The 17,992-nt window shown below is 46.2% G+C and carries 24 protein-coding genes; 8 read left to right on the top strand and 16 right to left on the bottom strand.

Annotated features, from left to right (window positions below):
* Nucleotides 1-156 precede the first annotated feature (156 nt).
* The 5 genes from CHH53_RS02190 to CHH53_RS02170 all read right to left on the bottom strand — a co-directional run bounded on the left by CHH53_RS02190 (nucleotide 157) and on the right by CHH53_RS02170 (nucleotide 3,238).
* Complete coding sequence (locus CHH53_RS02190; protein ID WP_095214496.1) at nucleotides 157-450, bottom strand: putative quinol monooxygenase; 294 nt, start codon at nucleotides 448-450, stop codon at nucleotides 157-159.
* A gap of 13 nt (nucleotides 451-463) precedes the next feature.
* Nucleotides 464-1,102, bottom strand: a complete 639-nt coding sequence (locus tag CHH53_RS02185; RefSeq protein ID WP_095214495.1) for a nitroreductase family protein — start codon at nucleotides 1,100-1,102, stop codon at nucleotides 464-466.
* Nucleotides 1,099-1,554 carry a MarR family winged helix-turn-helix transcriptional regulator gene (locus CHH53_RS02180; RefSeq protein WP_095214494.1) on the bottom strand — a complete coding sequence of 152 codons (456 nt, stop codon included), beginning with the start codon at nucleotides 1,552-1,554 and terminating at the stop codon, nucleotides 1,099-1,101. The genes CHH53_RS02185 and CHH53_RS02180 overlap by 4 nt, the downstream gene beginning before the upstream one ends.
* Before the next feature lie 115 nt (nucleotides 1,555-1,669).
* Nucleotides 1,670-2,494 (bottom strand): SDR family oxidoreductase, encoded by an 825-nt coding sequence (locus tag CHH53_RS02175; protein ID WP_095214493.1) that lies wholly within the window; start codon nucleotides 2,492-2,494, stop codon nucleotides 1,670-1,672.
* Nucleotides 2,495-2,623: 129 nt separating this feature from the next.
* Nucleotides 2,624-3,238, bottom strand: coding sequence for a cell wall hydrolase (locus CHH53_RS02170; RefSeq protein ID WP_158221452.1), 615 nt, complete (start codon nucleotides 3,236-3,238; stop codon nucleotides 2,624-2,626).
* Nucleotides 3,239-3,456: 218 nt separating this feature from the next.
* Between CHH53_RS02170 and CHH53_RS02165 the strand changes: the two genes are divergently transcribed.
* Nucleotides 3,457-3,726 (top strand): hypothetical protein, encoded by a 270-nt coding sequence (locus CHH53_RS02165; RefSeq protein ID WP_095214491.1) that lies wholly within the window; start codon nucleotides 3,457-3,459, stop codon nucleotides 3,724-3,726.
* Nucleotides 3,727-3,799: 73 nt separating this feature from the next.
* Nucleotides 3,800-3,955: a DUF4021 domain-containing protein gene (locus CHH53_RS17085; protein WP_143594450.1), complete on the top strand. Its 156-nt coding sequence runs from the start codon at nucleotides 3,800-3,802 to the stop codon at nucleotides 3,953-3,955.
* A 622-nt stretch (nucleotides 3,956-4,577) separates the two neighbouring features.
* On the opposite strand, the gene CHH53_RS02155 is transcribed toward CHH53_RS17085, so the two are convergent.
* The 5 genes from CHH53_RS02155 to surE are packed head-to-tail and all read right to left on the bottom strand — an operon-like array spanning nucleotide 4,578 to nucleotide 9,654.
* Nucleotides 4,578-5,000: a DUF2513 domain-containing protein gene (locus CHH53_RS02155; RefSeq protein WP_095214489.1), complete on the bottom strand. Its 423-nt coding sequence runs from the start codon at nucleotides 4,998-5,000 to the stop codon at nucleotides 4,578-4,580.
* A gap of 37 nt (nucleotides 5,001-5,037) precedes the next feature.
* Nucleotides 5,038-6,111, bottom strand: coding sequence for an ABC transporter ATP-binding protein (locus CHH53_RS02150; protein ID WP_198946014.1), 1,074 nt, complete (start codon nucleotides 6,109-6,111; stop codon nucleotides 5,038-5,040).
* Nucleotides 6,108-7,814: an ABC transporter permease gene (locus tag CHH53_RS02145; RefSeq protein ID WP_095214487.1), complete on the bottom strand. Its 1,707-nt coding sequence runs from the start codon at nucleotides 7,812-7,814 to the stop codon at nucleotides 6,108-6,110. The genes CHH53_RS02150 and CHH53_RS02145 overlap by 4 nt, the downstream gene beginning before the upstream one ends.
* An 18-nt stretch (nucleotides 7,815-7,832) precedes the next feature.
* On the bottom strand, nucleotides 7,833-8,852 hold the full coding sequence (locus tag CHH53_RS02140; protein ID WP_095214486.1) for an ABC transporter substrate-binding protein: 1,020 nt from the start codon (nucleotides 8,850-8,852) through the stop codon (nucleotides 7,833-7,835).
* Nucleotides 8,853-8,865: 13 nt separating this feature from the next.
* Nucleotides 8,866-9,654 (bottom strand): 5'/3'-nucleotidase SurE, encoded by a 789-nt coding sequence (surE, locus tag CHH53_RS02135; RefSeq protein ID WP_095214485.1) that lies wholly within the window; start codon nucleotides 9,652-9,654, stop codon nucleotides 8,866-8,868.
* 534 nt (nucleotides 9,655-10,188) lie between these two features.
* Between surE and CHH53_RS02130 the strand changes: the two genes are divergently transcribed.
* Nucleotides 10,189-10,377 (top strand): hypothetical protein, encoded by a 189-nt coding sequence (locus CHH53_RS02130; RefSeq protein WP_095214484.1) that lies wholly within the window; start codon nucleotides 10,189-10,191, stop codon nucleotides 10,375-10,377.
* Between the two features lie 15 nt (nucleotides 10,378-10,392).
* On the opposite strand, the gene CHH53_RS17560 is transcribed toward CHH53_RS02130, so the two are convergent.
* The 5 genes from CHH53_RS17560 to solA all read right to left on the bottom strand — a co-directional run bounded on the left by CHH53_RS17560 (nucleotide 10,393) and on the right by solA (nucleotide 14,429).
* Nucleotides 10,393-10,824 (bottom strand): hypothetical protein, encoded by a 432-nt coding sequence (locus tag CHH53_RS17560; RefSeq protein WP_233134779.1) that lies wholly within the window; start codon nucleotides 10,822-10,824, stop codon nucleotides 10,393-10,395.
* A 1-nt stretch (nucleotide 10,825) separates the two neighbouring features.
* Nucleotides 10,826-11,152, bottom strand: coding sequence for a nucleotidyltransferase domain-containing protein (locus tag CHH53_RS17555; protein ID WP_233134778.1), 327 nt, complete (start codon nucleotides 11,150-11,152; stop codon nucleotides 10,826-10,828).
* A gap of 91 nt (nucleotides 11,153-11,243) precedes the next feature.
* Entirely contained in the window at nucleotides 11,244-12,707 is a 1,464-nt protein-coding gene (locus CHH53_RS02120; protein WP_095214483.1) for a murein hydrolase activator EnvC family protein, read from the bottom strand.
* A gap of 218 nt (nucleotides 12,708-12,925) precedes the next feature.
* Nucleotides 12,926-13,096, bottom strand: a complete 171-nt coding sequence (locus tag CHH53_RS17245) for a hypothetical protein (protein ID WP_158221451.1) — start codon at nucleotides 13,094-13,096, stop codon at nucleotides 12,926-12,928.
* 214 nt (nucleotides 13,097-13,310) lie between these two features.
* Nucleotides 13,311-14,429, bottom strand: coding sequence for an N-methyl-L-tryptophan oxidase (gene solA / locus CHH53_RS02115; protein WP_095214482.1), 1,119 nt, complete (start codon nucleotides 14,427-14,429; stop codon nucleotides 13,311-13,313).
* Nucleotides 14,430-14,623: 194 nt separating this feature from the next.
* On the opposite strand from solA, the gene CHH53_RS17240 reads away from it, so the two are divergent.
* The 3 genes from CHH53_RS17240 (at nucleotide 14,624) to CHH53_RS02105 (ending at nucleotide 15,642) form a co-directional block, all read left to right on the top strand.
* Entirely contained in the window at nucleotides 14,624-14,764 is a 141-nt protein-coding gene (locus CHH53_RS17240) for a hypothetical protein (protein ID WP_158221450.1), read from the top strand.
* A 109-nt stretch (nucleotides 14,765-14,873) separates the two neighbouring features.
* Nucleotides 14,874-15,155 (top strand): hypothetical protein, encoded by a 282-nt coding sequence (locus CHH53_RS02110; protein WP_095214481.1) that lies wholly within the window; start codon nucleotides 14,874-14,876, stop codon nucleotides 15,153-15,155.
* 100 nt (nucleotides 15,156-15,255) lie between these two features.
* Nucleotides 15,256-15,642 carry a hypothetical protein gene (locus CHH53_RS02105; protein ID WP_095214480.1) on the top strand — a complete coding sequence of 129 codons (387 nt, stop codon included), beginning with the start codon at nucleotides 15,256-15,258 and terminating at the stop codon, nucleotides 15,640-15,642.
* 31 nt (nucleotides 15,643-15,673) lie between these two features.
* Here the strand turns inward: CHH53_RS02105 and CHH53_RS02100 are convergent, their stop codons facing one another.
* Nucleotides 15,674-16,327, bottom strand: a complete 654-nt coding sequence (locus tag CHH53_RS02100; RefSeq protein ID WP_095214479.1) for a reverse transcriptase-like protein — start codon at nucleotides 16,325-16,327, stop codon at nucleotides 15,674-15,676.
* A 159-nt stretch (nucleotides 16,328-16,486) separates the two neighbouring features.
* Between CHH53_RS02100 and guaC the strand changes: the two genes are divergently transcribed.
* Together guaC and CHH53_RS02090 are read left to right on the top strand one after the other, a co-directional pair.
* On the top strand, nucleotides 16,487-17,470 hold the full coding sequence (gene guaC, locus CHH53_RS02095) for a GMP reductase (RefSeq protein WP_095214478.1): 984 nt from the start codon (nucleotides 16,487-16,489) through the stop codon (nucleotides 17,468-17,470).
* 154 nt (nucleotides 17,471-17,624) lie between these two features.
* The gene (locus tag CHH53_RS02090; RefSeq protein WP_095214477.1) at nucleotides 17,625-17,942 is read left to right on the top strand and encodes an antibiotic biosynthesis monooxygenase; all 318 of its coding nucleotides are present in this window, start codon (nucleotides 17,625-17,627) and stop codon (nucleotides 17,940-17,942) included.
* The last annotated feature ends 50 nt before the right edge of the window (nucleotides 17,943-17,992 follow it).

The following is a 17,992-nucleotide window of genomic DNA, read 5'->3' as shown; positions in this document are numbered from 1 at the left end:
AAACCGAATCTTATTCTTGAGCGCCGCTTCGGTAGAACACTCCGCTGGAATAGATAACTAATCAAAAAACCGAACTTATGCAAATTTTCGTATGAAGATTTGCAATATAGTTCGGTTTTTTGTTTGGCTAAAACACTTTTATCCCAGCCTCTTTCTTTAATTCAATTTCTCGCCTTGATAAACATCTGCTGCCAATGGTGCGCTGAGCATTTCCTGGGCAGCTTTGCTGAATTTTTGGAAGTGGCTGCTGGCATTATGTGCTTGCACAGCCTCCATGTCCTTCCAATTTTCCACCATGATAAAGCTGTTTGCATCTTTTGGATCTTGGAACAGATCATAGCTGTTATTGCCAGCTTCGGCACGGCTTCCTTCCATGACTGCTTCGATTTCCTGAAGGAATTCTTCTTTTTTCTCTGGTTTCACTGACATTCTAGCGTGGATGATGATCATTGTTTCTCTCTCCTTATTTCCATTCTGTGATTTGTTCTACCGGCATTCGGTAGGATTTGTAGCCTGCATCTGCCGCTTTTCCGATGGAAATCAGCATGACAGGAACATATCGATTTTTATCCAAATCGAATGCTTCGGCGATTTGGTCCTTCTCAAACCCGCCAATCGGATTTGTATCGTAACCATATGCTTTCGCAGTCAGCATGATCTGCATGGACACCAAACCGCCATCGATAAGGATTGTTTCCCGATTTTGCTGTTCCGTGATACCGGAAAGCAGATTACGGATCGAGATTACTTGCTGATCTTTGACCTCCTGCGGCATCATACCATGTTCCACCGCTTTTCCATAGATTTCTTCCAGGTAGTCAAGATTATTCATATCCGCAAAAACAGCGATTACTGCAGCGGAGGTTTTGACCTGCTGCTGATTGAATCTGGCAAGCGGAGCAAGCTTCGCTTTTGCTTCCGGAGTCTCAATGACCACAAAGCGCCACGGCTGCAGATTAACGGAAGAAGGAGCTTTTGTTGCTGCTGTTAGTATTTCGGTCATTTCTTCCTTGCTGATTTTAACTTCTTCGTCATAAAGACGGATGGAACGGCGGTCCTGCACGATTTGCAGGAAGGCCTCTTTATCATATATGTGGTTCATTCATTTTCTCCTCCCAGCTGATTCTTTGTGACACGTGAGACATTTTCACTTACTTTGCTCAGCATGCGCAGGAATTGAGCCAGTTCTTCTTCCGAAAAGCCCGATAGCGTTTCTTCCACGAACTTGCTCTTTTCCTGATAGGATTGCTCGATGTGCCGCTTTGCTTCATCCTCCAGCTTCACCCATGTAGCACGCTGATCATCTGCTTTTTTATAGCGGATGATCGTCCCGGCCGCTTCAAGCTGCTTTAGATGTCTTGTGACAGCTGCAGCATCGATATTCACTTCCCTTTGCAGTGCTGACTGGGTGACCTCCTCATGCTGCAACAGATAATGAAGGATCTCCACACGTGAGGTGCTGGCTCCTAAGCAAGCCTCGAACTTCGAACAGAGCTCCTTGTTCACTGCCTGCAGCTGCAGGAAAATTTGTAGACGGATAGAACAAGCAGTCATCGGCTTATCTCCTTTGTAAAATATTTGACGCGTCAATAATTGACACATCAATCATATACCTTGCCAATCTTCCTGTCAAACGACCTGCACAAAAAAGAGCAGGGATCCCCCGCTCTTATTGCGTCGTTTCCTTCCAGCTGTCATCCATCACCATTTTACCTGGCCATGTATAAGCTGTCAGCCCGCCATCGACGATCAAGTCTTGCCCTGTGATATAGGAGCTGTCGTCCGACGCAAGGAATAAGACAGCTTTGGCTATTTCTTCTGGAGCACCTAATCTTCCCATCGGAGCAAGCCATTTGTTTGATTCACGGAATGCTTTCCCCTGCTCCTCTTCCTGCGTCCCTGTCAGTTCATCGATCAATGACGTCTCGATTGTACCGGGAGAAACGGAATTCGCCCGGATGCCTTGCCTGCCGTAATCTATCGCGGTGGCTTTCGTGAAGTTGATGATGCCGCCTTTGGCTGCATTATAGCCTGACCTGTCCAGATCAGCGAAGCTTCCGCTCATCGAGGCATTGTTGACGATTGCGCCTTTTTTGTTTTCCAGCATCAGCGGGAGGAGGAACTTGCTCATCAGGAAAGTTCCCCGCAAATCTGTCTTCTGGATGCTGTCGAATAACTCAATCGGGTACTCATGTACCTTACCGCCTTCTTGATCGATGCCGGCATTATTGAAAAGCACATCCACCCTTCCGTATTTTTCCTTCACTTGATCAGCGAATCGCTGCACGCTATTTTCATCGGAAACATCTATTTCAAATGCTTCTGCATTCCCTCCGGCAGCTTGAATCGATTCTATCAGATCCTTCAATGCTTCTTCCTTGATATCTGCAGCCAGTACAGTAGCCCCTTCTTCAGCGAATAGGGAAGCAGTGGCTCTGCCAATACCAGTGGCTCCGCCTGTCACAACTGCAATTTGATTATCCAGCTTACCCAATGCTGACAACTCCTTCCTGTATCCTTCCCTAATCTTTTTCCGGACAGGAAAGATGTAAAACATGCTTTTCGTCGGAGATATCGGCAAATAATCAAAAGGATTGTGTAGCTTTGGATGAGCCTGTCCATCTTAACGATAGAAAACATGGTTGCCGATTTGTTTCACTTGCACCTGTGTTTCGGCTATCCAGTTTGTCGTGGCGGTTTTGGGATTCATGAACCAGACAATATCCTGCATATCATCCCTTCGCACAAGTGCATCAGCCACTGCTTGTACCGTTTCATCAGTCGGATGGCTCTCCCAGATAACACCAGAGCTTACAGGCTGAAACTGTCCTTCCTGCATGATCACATCATGAATGCTGTCAGGAAATTCATCACTCTCCATACGATTGAGTACGACGGTGGCCACTGCTACTTTACCTATATAGTCCTCTCCGCTTGTTTCAGCTTGGACCAATTTTTGGAGCAGCTCTATTTCTTCGGCAGTATATTGTTTCTGTTCGATGACCGCTTCGGACAAGTGTGCAGAATGCTGATCATCTCTATCAGATAAAACGCTGGAATGAGGGCCTTTCACGGAATGAGTGTCCTTTTCAGGCAGCACGGGCTGTGTCCTTGCATCTGCAAAGACCTTGGCAGGATTGTCATCCTGGTTCAGATTATGGAATGGTAAGTATAGAACGAGACAAAGGTTGCTGACAAAAAAGAAAATCAATAATGAAAGCGTAAGAAGTTTCTGCATAATCCAGTCCTTTTCTGCGTCATATAAGTACATGATCAACTTAATACCCAGTCATCCAGTCTTACAAACATGGACATATCATCACTAGTGTATGAACCTTTTTGCGAATTAGTCCTGTAAATGACTTTCTTTCCTGGAAAACTTTCCTCCTGTGCCGGATACTTGCCCATCCTCACTTGGACTTTCATGCATACTGTGAAGGAATAGGAGGAATGTTGATGAGCTACACTTATTATTTGCATCCATATGGACAATCGACTTATACAGCAGACTATCGAACGAACCAAGAGGACCAGCGATTCGGATTTGCCTTTATCCCGTTCATTGGCGGGCTGGCTGGCGGACTTCTTGGCAGTGCTTTGATCAGTGGTCCTGGATATGGTTATAAATATGGATACAACACACCTTATCCGGTGCCATATCCTGTTCCTTATCCATATCCGGCACCTTATCCGTACAATTATTATTATTCCCCCCAACAGCGTTAATATAGAGGGACAGCCTGTCTGTCCTTACATAATTACCGGCAGGAGTGCCACACTATCGGCAGGAGGTGGATATATGAAGCAAAAACAAAATAATTCAGATCAGCGTGATAAAGCAGCTGAAGCTATCGGGCTGGATCAGGATGAGCAAGTGATGAATGGTGATTATGGTCATCCGGAAACTGAATTTGAAAATAATGCCGCCCGCAAACAAAACAAAACACAGCTCTAGAAGAGCTGTGTTTTGTCATATCAAATGAATTTGGAAGCTATATAAGTCACGACCAGCCATACTGCCAGGGCAATGACAATCCCGAGCATGAATCCTTTGATGAATGTAGACCGACTGCGCACAATCTGCACCTCTTTTGCTTTTTACCTATAGTCTGTACTTATACGCCTGTTTTTATGAGTGCGCAGTCCACTCCTTATTTCTTAACCGCTGCAGTTCTCTTGGCATCTTGCTTTTGTCCTGTCTGCCGCTGTTTCTGATAATCCTCCCGGAATTTATCTTTTGCTGCGGAAAAGATGCAGAGCATGCCCAACCCTCCCATTATTTTGATACTTTTGTTTTGCCAGGTTGTTCGAAAATAAAACTTCTTTTTTCCCGGAAAATTCATATCAAGAATCACCTTTTTTGCGGTGAAGATCATCTGTTATTGGTGCACATGATAACGAGTACGGATGTGTCGGAAGTCTTCACCACACCTTTCCCTCAGGTTGTATGCTTGTCGATATCTTCTGCGTGAGAGGCAATCCCTTTTTCTGGTCCTATCATATGATCCAGGGGGAAAATACATGCTTTTTAAAGATAAATTTGATTATAAGAGCATAAGGGTATGATTTCCTCATTTCTATTCAGATGCATAGTATGACTCTGCTGCTTTCGCCGCCTGCTTCCGCAATACGGAAAATGGCATACTGCCTCTTTCCCGCTTCAGCTTAACGAGCAGCTGCTGCCAAATTGCCTCTTCCCTGATGCTGTCCAGCAGCTCATGCCCCTCCCAGGTTAATCCGTAGATGAGCAGTTCTTCTTCCTCTTCTTCCTCATCGAATACAGTTTCCAGCTTGATGAGCTTCGCTTCCTTCATCAGCTGCAGATGATAATTCATTTCTTCCTCGGAATACTCATCCTCCTCCGTCACTTCCAGTGCAAAACCTCCTTCTGTGTATTCCGCCTCGATATCCAGCAGGAGACTCCTGATAATGGACATATCCCGTTTCAACGGCATCACCTCTATCTCATTATTTCTGTCTCCATTTTTATTTTCCTTCAAAGAAAATGGACTCCCTCGATCCGGGAGTCCATTTTTGTCAACGCAGGAGTATTTTTTCGCGGGAATCTGCCGGCACCATTCCTTTGACCTGTAAAGTCAGCGTATCTCCCTCATTCCATTCCGGAACGGATATAGGAAGCGATGCTTGATATTCCCTGCCGTTTACACGGATCACGTAATGTCTTTCGGTTCCTTGGAACTGACTGATCATTATTTCCCCCTTCAATCCTTCTGCCTCAGCCGGCAGCAGCTGCCATTCTTCAGGTCTGACTGGGTAAAGCTGCTGCTGTTTCAATTGTTCCGAAACACCATTATCCTGCCAGCGATAGGTACTGCCTTGAGGAATGAAGTGATTGCCTTCCCATGTTCCCTCCACTAAATTTGCCTTGCCGACAAATGTAGCCACAAACGGTGTTTCCGGATGCTGATATATCTCTTCCGGCGCAGCTGCCTGCTCGATCCGTCCACGCTGCATGACAAGCACCCGATCAGCCATCGCCAGCGCTTCTCCTTGATCGTGGGTGACATAAATGATGGTGGCACCAAGCTTTTTATGTATCTGCTTGATTTCCTTGCGCATGCTGATACGTAATTCTGCATCCAAGGCACTGAGCGGTTCATCCATGAGCAGAATGTCTGGTTCCGGCGCAATCGCCCGTGCCAGGGCAACGCGCTGCTGCTGGCCTCCCGACAAAGCTGCCGGGTATCTCTTCCTGAATGACTCCATCCCGACAAGCCGCAAAACCTCCGTCACCCTGTCAGCTTGCTCCTTGGCTGTGCGTTTCTTGGAAAATCGATGATTTTTCAATGCGAATCGGATATGCTCTTCGACTGTCATATGCGGCCAAAGCGCAAAGGATTGGAAGACCATGCCTATATTTCTGTTTTCAGGCTTGCTATAGTACTTGGAGTTGGCTACTTCTGTTTCGTCGAATCGAATCGTTCCTGCCGTGGGCTGCATAAAGCCGGCAAGCAATCGAAGCAAAGTCGTCTTGCCGCAGCCAGAAGGACCAAGTATCGCAAGGAATTCTCCATCTTGGATCGTCAAATCGATCTGGCTTAAAGCAGCGGTTTTGCCATAGTGCTTTTCTAATCCCTGCAATTTGATCACATTGATCTCCCCCTTTGCTTCCATTTACGCTGCATAACGAGATAAGCGATGCCGCCAATCAGGATCGCCAACACGATCAATGATGAAAATGCCGTCGAATAAGTACTGTAACCTGCTTGCTCGAAACTGAAGATGATCACACCCACTGTTTCGGCACCGCTGGACCAAAGCATGCTGGAAACGGTGAGCTCCGTCAGTGATGTAAGGAAAACGAGTAAGGCACCGCTAAGGACACCCGGCAGGATCAAAGGCAGGACAATTTGCCTCCATCTCGCAAAAAAGTCCGCGCCGTTTGTCCTGGCTGCTTCCTCCATCCGTGCATCCAGCTGGCTGAAGGCTGTATAGCTGCCGCGGAATTGCAGGACAAAGAAGCGAGTGATATAGGCAATCAATAGGATGGCAGGTGTTCCATATACACCTGGATACCATCCTGGCAAGGGCTGCATCCACATCAAAATGATGCATAGCGCCAATACGGTACCAGGAAGCGCATAAGGCATCGTAATGATTGCTTCCATCACTTTCGGCAATCTGCCCTGCTTATGAGAACGGTAATAAGCGAACAATGTTCCGAAAAGCAAGCAGATGACAGCCGTTATGAATCCAAGAAGCAAGCTGTTGCTTAAGGAGCGGAGCACTTTTTCATCTTCGAAAAGGATATAGCGGTAATTTCCCAGGGAAAGATTCTGCCAGGTCAAATCAACACCGTATGCCTGAACCAGACTGACCGCAGCCATTGCCAAAAAAGGCACCAGGCTGGTGCCCAAAAGAAAGATCCACAGCACCGTTTGCATCAGTTTCCGCCCGAATGGCTTAAGCTGGGTGCGGGGCTCATAGTCTGGCACAGTCGTTTCCGTGACTTTGCTCCTCCGCAGGAACCACACTTGGATCAAAGTGGCGGCTATCGCAACGATACCAAGCAGCACGGAAAGTACTGCAGCCCGACTGAAGGCACTCGGTCCATATCCGATGACCTGCTCATAAATATAAGTACTGAGTACACGTATATTAGCCGGGATACCGAGGATGGCAGGCACCCCGAAGTTATCCAGATTGGAAAGGCACGCAAGCAATCCCCCGCTGCATATCCCCGGCAGAGCCATCGGCAGGATCACTTTCCTCCAGCAGGTCAAGCGTGAAGCTCCCGAAACAAAAGCTGCAAGCTCTGCCTCACGGGGGATTCTGCGAAACACTTGCACTGTCATCAAATAAACAAGCGGATAATGCGAAATCCCAAGTACGAATATAATGCCCCCGGGACTGTATAAATCAGGTATCAGCCAATCCGGCAGACCCCCAAGCGGGCCTGAACTGCCGAAAAACTGCACCCAAGCCAGCGTCGTGATATAAGATGGGATGATGAAGGGCAAATAGATGAACAGCTGCATCAGCGACTTGCCCTGCACATCCGTATATGCCATCACTGCAGCCATCGCGATCCCAAGAAACATCGATATAGCAGTGCTGCCAGCGACGATATAAATTGTATTCCAAAGCGTTTTCCATGTAACGGACTCCTGGAGCACTTCAGAATAAGCACTGACCGAAAGACTTTCTGCCGAGGTGAAACTCATCAAGGCGAGCCGTATGATCGGCAGCAGGAAAAAGAAGAAGAGAATCAGCATCCCGATCAGAGCAGGGAACCCGCGGAAAGCGGTATGACCGCCTCCTTCCAGCTGCCTTGATTTCATCGTCAGTTGCATGGGTGGCCCTCCTTTTGCTTATTTGCCGAAAAGATCCTCGAACTGCTGCTTGTCTTTATTGCGGGACGTATACAATGCTTCCGTATCCGCCTGCAATACTGTCATCTCGTCGTAAGTCTTCAATCCCTCAGGGGCATCGATCCCTTCCCTGATCGGGGTATATCCCAATTCTGCCGCCAGTTCCTGGCCTTCCTCGGATAAGACATAATCAACAAATGCCTTGGCCGCTGCAGCATTATCCGTATCCTTGGTAATCCCGATCGGTTCGGTGATGACAGGAACACCTTCTTCCGGGTAAACGAGCTCGACTGGAGATCCGTCGGCTTTGGCCCTGGCAGCGAGATAGTCGACGACGACGCCATATCGTTTCTCACCGGAAGCAACCGATTTCAACACATCCCCATTCCCTTTTACAACTGCTGTTCCTTGTTCCTTCAATTGCTCGTAGAATCCCCAGCCGAAGTCATCCTGTCTTGTCAAAACACCCAGATTGTAAGCCGCAGCACCGGAATAAAGCGGACTGGGCATGACGATTTCCCCTTTTGCATCAGCTTCTGTCAACGCACCCCAGCCAGTGGGGACATCACCGGACTCTGTATTGGCGACAATACCCGTCGCCATGATTTTCGTACCTGTATAATAGTGATCTTTATCCTCGAATTCATCCGGTACTCCAGCCAATTCCCCCGACTCATATGCCTGCAGCATATCTTGCTCCTTCAAATCTTCAAAGGTCACACTATCTGCCACGAGCAGGACATCCGCCTGTACATCCCCTGCCATCTTCTCGGCATTCAGCTTGGAAATCACTTCTTCCGTGCCGGAACGATACGTTTCCACTTCCACTTCCGGATAGCGTTTTTCAAAGCCCTCCACCAATTTCTGTGCATCCGCATCAGGCTGGGATGTGTAGAAACTGAGTGTGCCGGCGATTTCTCCATCCGAAGCCCCTGCAGAGCTTCCAGCGTCCTCTTGGCCGCATGCTGTCAGTGCAAGCAATACAGTTCCCATAAAACCAGCCATCCATTTTCTTTTCATCCCAATCTCTCCTTTATTCCGATGTATTCGTCTCCATGGACTTGAACCAGCGTTCCACTTGCTCCTGTTTCCGCTTATAATGCGTTCGCAATTCAATCGGTGAAACAGTTATGTATCCTTCTTTCAATAAAAGATAATCGCTTGTCGGATGGAAGGTCGCTAGCTCTTGCAGCTGATCCTTCAGCCAATAATATACTTCCCCATGCGGATCATGCAGACCGACGAAACGATACCTCGAAACACTCATGTCCATCGGAATCACTTGAATTCCTTTGAATTGGCGCTTGTCGATATTCGGCAGATTGACATTCAAAAAGCCGACCGATTTCGCCCGATGCTGAAGCATCACCTCAGCAACCTGATAAAATAGCGTCTTGACTTTGGAATAGTTCACATGTTTCAAAGAGCCGCTATTGAGGCTGACGGAAGCAGCCGGAATATTATATAGGGATGCTTCCACTGCAGCAGCCATTGTACCGGAGTGATAAATATCCCGCCCCAGATTCGGACCAGCGTTTATTCCCGAGAAAAGGAAATCCGGTTTCTCCGGCAGCAGCACCTCCATCCCAAGCTTGACGCAATCAGCCGGGCTCCCATTCAAGCTCCAAGCGCCTGCCACTCCCGGAAAATGGAACATTTCCTTGACTCGGACAGGCTGTCGGGCCGTGATGCTGTGATTGACTGTACCGAATTCCTGATCCGGGCATACAACATAGACTTCTCCGAAATGCTGCAATGTCTCGATCATTGCCTCGACACCCGGAGAGAAAATACCATCTTCATTGGTAACCATGATCTTCATGTGATACCCCCTTTGCTTTGAGCGACAGCAGCTATGCAGTTCCCCGCTGCGATATGCACTGCCAATTCCTGATGCTCAAACCATGCTGTCATTGACGAAAATTGATGAACCCTCACAGCATTACTCCTTTCATTTGTTCGTATATTGTTAACTTTACAAGCTATTTGTGAAGCTGGTGTTTAAAGAAATGTGAAGATATGTTTAATTGTTGTAAAAAGTTAGATTATTACGGAATAAAATGCAATAGCTGCCAGATTCCTATTCTTCCACAAATTAATAATTCTTCGTGTAAATAATTTACAATTATCATATAATTGCAGAATAGCAAAAAAACATTCCTTCAAATGAAGAAATGTCCAGGAATGAAGATGACTTTATACCCAATACAACCAATACATCTTTGTTAAAAATGCAGATTATACTAAAATTCCACAAAAACTTAATAGTATATTCTATATATTCTGTATACATCCGCCATAACTTATGCGAAAATAGAATCAGAAATACAATTTTAATAGGTCAGGAGTGTGTTCGATGCTCTATAAAATTGTCCGAGAAGCAAACGGAACCAAAACCTACCTAAAACATTCCAATTCTACTTCAGATATGCTGTTCCGCAACGAAAAGGAAGCGACATATCTGATGAAGAAGCTTAATGCACAGACGAAAAGTGAAATCCGATGGTCAGTCCAAGCTTGTATAGATCAGAAGCCATATCCTTGATGGATATGGCTTCTTTTACGTGTTAAGTCCCTCTGTCATCAGCTTTTGAAACAGCCTGTAAATCTTCTCCCTCTCTTTTCCCTTTACATGCTCCTCCAAGAAATAACGTTCTCTTTCAAGCAGCAGGAGGATAGCTGCTGCTGCCTGGGAATGATCTGCTGGCGTCATATTTTCCAAAATGTCGGAAAACACGTGAAATACCGGTGGCGGCAGAAGTTGTTCCGCCCTCTTCAATCCAAGCTGTGCTCGATCCGGGTAATGATGATGCAGCAGCATTCTTGCCAGCGGTTCCGTTACCTGATGCAGCATTGCAGCTGCCCATACACCATTGCCGCGAAGCGCCGCCTTGCGATACTGGAATAAAAACCATGTCAGGTCTATTACTTGATCGCCGTATTCCCGATCTGTCATGGTAAGTTTTTGTTCTGGTCTGTAAGGTTCCAGCAAGCTATCCGGATCGTAAAGAACCCGAATTAAACGATTCTTCGGTGACCGTGAACAGGTCCACATGCAGCAGGTTATCGTACACGATGATCAGCTGCGGCGCGATGATGAATAACTCCTCGCTATACAGAACCTCCTTATACTGTGACAGCAGATGCAATCTCTTCGGGAGAAATCGATGTACATCCTTTTCGTCCACCAGACAATATAAATCGATATCTGAGTACGGGTCCTCTTCGCCCCGCCCGAATGATCCTTTCACAAATACAGCTTTCACCTCTTCCACATTTGCAAGGATACGTGTCAGCTCTTTCAATGCCGCTTGCTGCATTCAGGAACCCCCTTTTCCATATATTCCTATAACTTTACACCACTTAACAAAAAAATCCAACACCCTCGGGGTGTTGAATTTCTCGCTGCTTTTAATTCAAATATGGAATTGGATTCACTGCGTTCGATTTGCTTCCATTCCAAGGACCAGTATGCAATTCAAAATGAAGATGCTGCCCCTGAGACATACCTGTGTTACCCATCGTTCCGATCTGCTGACCTTGGGATACACGCTGACCCGAACTTACATGCATAGCTGTCAAATGCGCATATACGGTTGTATATGTTTTTCCATCAATGGAATGTGTTACAAAGATTACATTACCATAACTGGAAGAATAATAGGCCCGTGACACCGTTCCGGAAGCTGCAGCCCAAATCGGCACATTGGATCCTCTTTTCGCAATATCGATTCCATAATGGAATGTACCCCATCTCGGACCAAAACCAGACGTGATGCTGCCCGGCGCCGGGGTGATGAAAGTACCATTGCCCGCAGGAGCCTGAGATGGCTGCTTCTCCTGCTGTGGAGTGACATCCGCCTGCGATTCCGCCGGAGCCGAAGCTGGCTTGGACACTTGCTGCGTGTCAGCTACCTGCTTCTCGGCGGTTTCCTGCTTCGGCTCTTCTTTCGCTGCCTCTTCACTGGCAGAAGCTGCTGCTTTTTCCTGTGCGGCTTTCGCTGCTTCCTCCTCCGCCGCCATCCTGGCAGCTTCTTCCTGCTTCGCTTGCTCGGCACGCTGGCGTTCAGCTTCCCGGCGCGCTTCTTCCTCCGCCTTTTGTTTGTCGCGATAAGCAGCTTCAGCAGCGATTGCTTCTTCCTGGGCTGCAAGCAAGTCAGCCTCCTCGCTCAGACTGAGAAGCTCCTCGGAAGTCACATCATATTCCTTCATGACATCCGCAATAAGCTTGTCCTTCTCTTCCTGTTGGGCCGTCAAGGACTGCTTGGTCTCCTCCAGAATAACTGCCTGCTCCTCCACTCGTTCAAGCTTCGATTGGCGTTCTGATTTCTTGGATTCTATATCGTTCAAATCCTTCTGCTGCGCCTCCATCAATTCCTGGTCCGCTCCCATGATGGTACTGACAGCATCTACTCTATTCAGGAAATCCGAAAAACTCTTGGATTCCATGATGACATCCAAATAACTGATTTGGCCGCCGTTTTTCTGCAAGGAATGCATCCGCTCCTTCAGCAAAGCATGCCGTTCTTCGATACGGACCTCCAAGTCGGCAATCTCCATTTTCAGCGTTTCGATATCCTTCTCCAATCCGGATATCTCTGATTCCGTATCGGCCAATTTCGTGTTCGTTTCACTGATTTCCCCATCGATTTTCTCCAGATCGGACCGAAGTTTTTCTGCAGCCGCCTGTAAATCATCCTGCTGCTCTGCTTTTTTAGATCGTTCCTTTTCGTTCTCCGATTTTTTCCGTTCGACTTCATCTCGCTGTTCATCCAAATCCTCATAGGCATATGCAACATTTCCTGATACCGGCAAGGCTAGTGCAGCAGATCCGATCACTGCAGCCAAACCGATATGCAGCCATTTTTTTCTCACTTCTGTTCCCCCTGTGAATCCATTATGATTGTTTATCCATAGCCCTGGTATGATTAATCTGTGATGAAATAGAAAATAAAGTAATCTCCGGAAACAGTATACTATACGAAAGTGTGACAAAACATTACAAAAATATTTCAATTAAGGTATCTATATCAAAAAATAGTACGCTTTTCTGTAGAAAAACAAAAAAGCATGCACAATTTTGTGCATGCTTTTCATAAAATAAATAATACGACGAATGACACGATATAAATGAATGCCAAAAGTATTGCCAAGATGGTGAAAGGCACTCTCATCTGCTTACTCTTTACAGCCCCAAAGATCAAGAGCCCGACAGTAAGCAAGGCAACCGCCATGATCAGAATCAAACGCACGCCTGCTGGCATGATACAGCATCTCCTTACAAATAATCTATTCCTTCATCATAAAACGTTATATTTCTTTATTATAACATGTCAAATCAGCAGCCCGCCTTGATTTATGTCCATTCTTTAACAAAACGGCTGCATATATACATTCTGCTATGTGATTTCTTCTGCATATCCAAAGATGACTGCTTTCACTGCCCAGCTTTCTCATCAGTACCTACTAGGGATCCTATCAGAACCTATCCAGGCGGAAAGGCTCCATATCCACTGTCAGCTCTTTCTCCATTGCCATCTCACTCAGTGCTTCGCCTGCGGCACTCGCGAACTTGAATCCATGACCTGAAAAACCGAGGGCGAACATGACTTCTTGATGTTCCGGATGATGATCGATGATGAAATCTTCATCAGGTGTCATGCTGTACATGCATGTTTTCCCTTCTCGCAGACGGAATGTGCCCCTGGCCATGAAACGGGATAGGAAGGCTAGCAGCTCTTCTGTATCTGCATCTTGGAAAGGTGATCCCTTTTTATCCGGGTGTATCGGCATGCCGGTATCATGCCGGCCGATTTTGAGTCCAGTTCCATCGATATCCGGAAATCCGTAATACGTCCCCATTTCTGTATCGAAGCTGAAACAAGGAAACTTGCTTTCCTGGAAAATAGCATCTGCATGCAGCCAAGCAAACGTTTTTCGGATGACTGTAATCGGCAGCTGCAGTCCAAGCTGCGATAGCACTTCTCCTCCCCACGCTCCTGCGGTCACGATCAGCTTCTTTGCCTTGTATGTAGTATCAGCCGTTGTCAGTGCGACAGTGCCTTTATTGATTTTTACTTCCCGTACTCGCTGCCCGCCCGCTAATACTGCCCCGTAAGATACAGCAAGCTCAGCATAGCCATTCAGGATCGTATCGGTCCGCAGATAACCTCCATCCTTCTCATAGGCTCCTATGTAATCATTTGGGATGGTCAATCCCGGCCAGCGCTTTTGCAGCTGTGCAGAAGTATGCTTTTCCACTTGCAAGGCATACTTATCTCCGCTCTTCAGGACATTTTGGATGAAAGGGCTCGACTCAGGCCCGCAGTTCAGTACTCCTGTCTCCACCAGGATTGTTCGCCCAATTTTCCCCTCCAAATCCTTCCACAATTCTTTGGAACGGAGCGCAAATGGTACATATGCTTCCCCTTCTCCATATGCATAACGAATGATCCTGGTTTCGCCATGGTGGCTGCCGTGGACATGGGGGGGATGATAGCTATCCACCATCAGCACCTTCTGTCCTTTTTTGGCCAGCTGATAACCTGCACTCAGCCCCATGGTTCCTGCACCCAGAATGATGACATCATATAACATCCGATCACCTCCATGATTCTGATAAACCAAGCATAAACAAAGAGGAGTTCGCGGACAAGCCATAGAAACATAATATTCCCGGTAAACAAGCTGCATTTTACCTAGTATAAAGGATGCAATTATGCGCCATCATACTGGAAGTGGTCACAAACCCGAGTAGTAGAGAAATCCTACAGGAGAGGAGGGCGGATAAAATGGATCACCAATTGGACAATGCAATCAAATATATTGATAAAACCCTGGCGGAAGGGCAGTTTGATCCGCTGATGCGCCTGGAAATGCTGGAAATGAAGCAGATGCTCGAACGAGCGGCAAATCAGGATAAAAGTCCCTAAAACGGCTCTATATCAATGTTTGATGCGTTCCTGACACTGGTTGAATTAACAGAAACTATCCATTATAGTTATTTCTGTCATTATTTTTCTAAGTCAGGAGCGATTATACATGGAACCTCAGCAAAGAGAAAATCAAACTAACAGCCAAATGAGAATCATGCAATGGGTATGGACATTGGTACTGACAGGGATTCCGATTGTCAATATCATCATGCTGATCATTTGGGCAGTTGACCGGACAAATCCGAGGAGAAATTATGCCATTGCCACATTCATTGTCATGGCCGCAATCATCGTCCTTTATTTCATCATCTTCATGATTGCCATGATCATCGGTGTCGCCTTGATTCCGGATACAGATCCAACCTATTCGGACACATACTATTATTGATGACTTGTCAGAAAGTTAGCAATTCTAACGCTAGCCTTCTAAAATCTCCGAAAATATCATATGATAGAGGTTGCAGACAATAATAGAGGAGTTTTTAGTCGTGACAGAACTTACGAAAACCGAAAGTCTGGATAAAATTCTTGCTGAGATGAATATGCGTTCCAAGAAGAAACGTGCACGCAAGAAATTCATCAAGCAGGCAATGCAGCAGCTGGCAACTGAAAATCAAACAGTAGCAGCTGATAAGCCAGCCGAAACTAAAGCAGCATATGCTTATGATAAGCTCCCTGTCGGATTCATGATCAAGACCGGTAAACAGCATTTCCCTGAGGAAGCTGTCTTCCGTTTCTACTACAATCAGAACCATCCGCAGGAGTATAAAAACAAAGAATTGCTGACAGAACGTTTCCAGACACTAGTGGAAGCAGCAACTGGTACAACCAAGACCAGTTTGATTGAAGCTATCAATCAACAGACTTCCAAATGAAAATGACCGCCCCGGCCTTTGCCTTGGGCGGTCATTTTTGTTTAGTGCTGTCGATTTCAATATCCTGCAAAGCCTGGCTTGCGAGCTGATCGGCTTCTTTGTTTTTCTTTCTGTCTACATGGACATATCGCACAGCATTCCCGAAATCTTTCACGATATCATCTATCTTATCCGCCCAATATTTCAAATCTTTTTCATAAATGGGCCACTCCCCGGCCATCTGATTGACGACAGTGAGGGAATCCATATATACCTCGATTTCCTGATTTTCCACTCCCATTTCATCCAATATACGCATGGCAAAATGCAATGCTGCATATTCTGCTTCATTGTTGGAATTCAGCTGCTCCATCACTTGATTGCGGCGGATCCGGAATTCATTCTGATTTTGTTCGTAGTTGATAACACACCCCAGCCCTGCTCTGCCAGTTCCTTTATCAAATCCTCCATCTGCATGAATCCGGACATGATGCGGCTCTGTCTCTAATTCCTTCATGTACTTCCTCAATTCTTTCATTGTCCATTCTGTCTCATATTGATCCATTACTTCCATTTCAGGTATCCTGCCGTTTTGCTGCATATCTTCCATAAGCAAGAGCACGATTCCGGGCGGCATATAATCCGATATGAATTCTGCTTCCGCACCCTTTGATGTCCGATATATCATTTTCATACGAAGTTTCAATTTATCGTCACCTCTCCTATTATTCTACCCCATCTGCTTCATTTTTTATTTTTTTGGTTAAAAACCTTTGCTTTGTTTTCAGAATTATTGTATAGTACCAAAGGGCGAACGAAATGAAAGATAACATTAAAAATAATTCGTCTTTAGAGGGGTATAATCATGGAAAATGTATTTGATTACGAAGATATTCAACTAATTCCCGCAAAATGCGTAGTGAACAGCCGTTCAGAATGCGACACGACTGTCACACTTGGAAACCATACATTCCGTCTGCCGGTCGTACCGGCGAATATGCAGACGATCATTGATGAAAAAATTGCCGTTTACTTGGCAAAAAATAATTATTTTTATGTCATGCATCGCTTTGAACCCGAAACACGGGAAGCGTTCATCCGGACCATGCAGGAACAGAATCTGATTGCATCCATCAGTGTCGGCGTGAAAGAAGAAGAATATGATTTCATCGAGTCTCTGGCAAGCAAATCATTGGTGCCTGAATTCATCACGATCGATATTGCACATGGTCATTCCAATTCTGTGATCCGTATGATCCAGCATATCAAGAAACACCTGCCAGACAGCTTTGTCATTGCTGGGAATGTCGGGACACCGGAAGCTGTACGGGAGCTTGAGAATGCCGGCGCCGATGCCACGAAAGTAGGAATCGGACCTGGTAAGGTATGTATCACGAAAATCAAAACCGGCTTCGGGACCGGAGGCTGGCAGCTGGCAGCATTGCGCTGGTGCGCCAAAGCAGCAAGCAAACCGATCATCGCTGACGGCGGTATCCGCACACATGGCGACATCGCCAAATCGATCCGCTTTGGCGCATCGATGGTCATGATCGGCTCCTTGTTTGCCGGCCATGAAGAATCTCCTGGTGAAACAGTCGAAAAAGATGGCAAACTGTACAAAGAGTATTTCGGTTCTGCATCAGAGTTCCAAAAAGGCGAAAAACGCAATGTCGAAGGTAAGAAAATGTTCGTCGAGCATAAGGGATCCCTGCAGGATACATTGACTGAAATGGAACAGGATCTTCAGTCCTCCATTTCCTATGCTGGCGGTACAAAATTGGATGCAATCCGCAATGTTGATTATGTTGTCGTTAAAAACAGCATCTTCAACGGGGACAAAGTATATTGATCAAATGAAAGCTGTCGAGCGATCCTCGGCAGCTTTTTGTCGTCTTGAAGTCTGATCTCCTTTAAGCCCTCTACATTGATAATCATTCTCATTGACTGTCCCTCGAAATTCTGGTAGCGTTAAAGAGGAACAAGTTTGATGAGGAGGCAATCCTATGTTTGTCAATCAAGTTATTTTTGAAGGTGCAATCGACGCTAAAGATAAAATCATAAATAAAGTGAAGCATACGATGGAGGAGCTGACTGATGTAGCCGGCTTGCATTCTGCCGAGTGCTGGAACAAAGATACGAAAAAAAGTGATACAGTTGCCTATGCCATTGTGACGAAATGGGATAAGAAGGCGGATTTCGTGGCTTGGATTTCCCGTGAATCCCATGTGGCAGAGCATCGTGCCATGCGCAAAGAGAAAAAGGATCAAGCACCTGTCATGACAAAAACCTTGCTGCAATACGAAGAAGCTAGCTTCGCTTGATCAGAAAGAGGCTGGGACATAACTAATTTTCCAGTGCTTAAAACCGAATC

The sequence above is a fragment of the Terribacillus sp. 7520-G genome (assembly GCF_002271665.1).
GTDB lineage: Bacteria > Bacillota > Bacilli > Bacillales > Amphibacillaceae > Terribacillus.
This window is presented reverse-complemented; position numbering and strand designations above follow the sequence as displayed.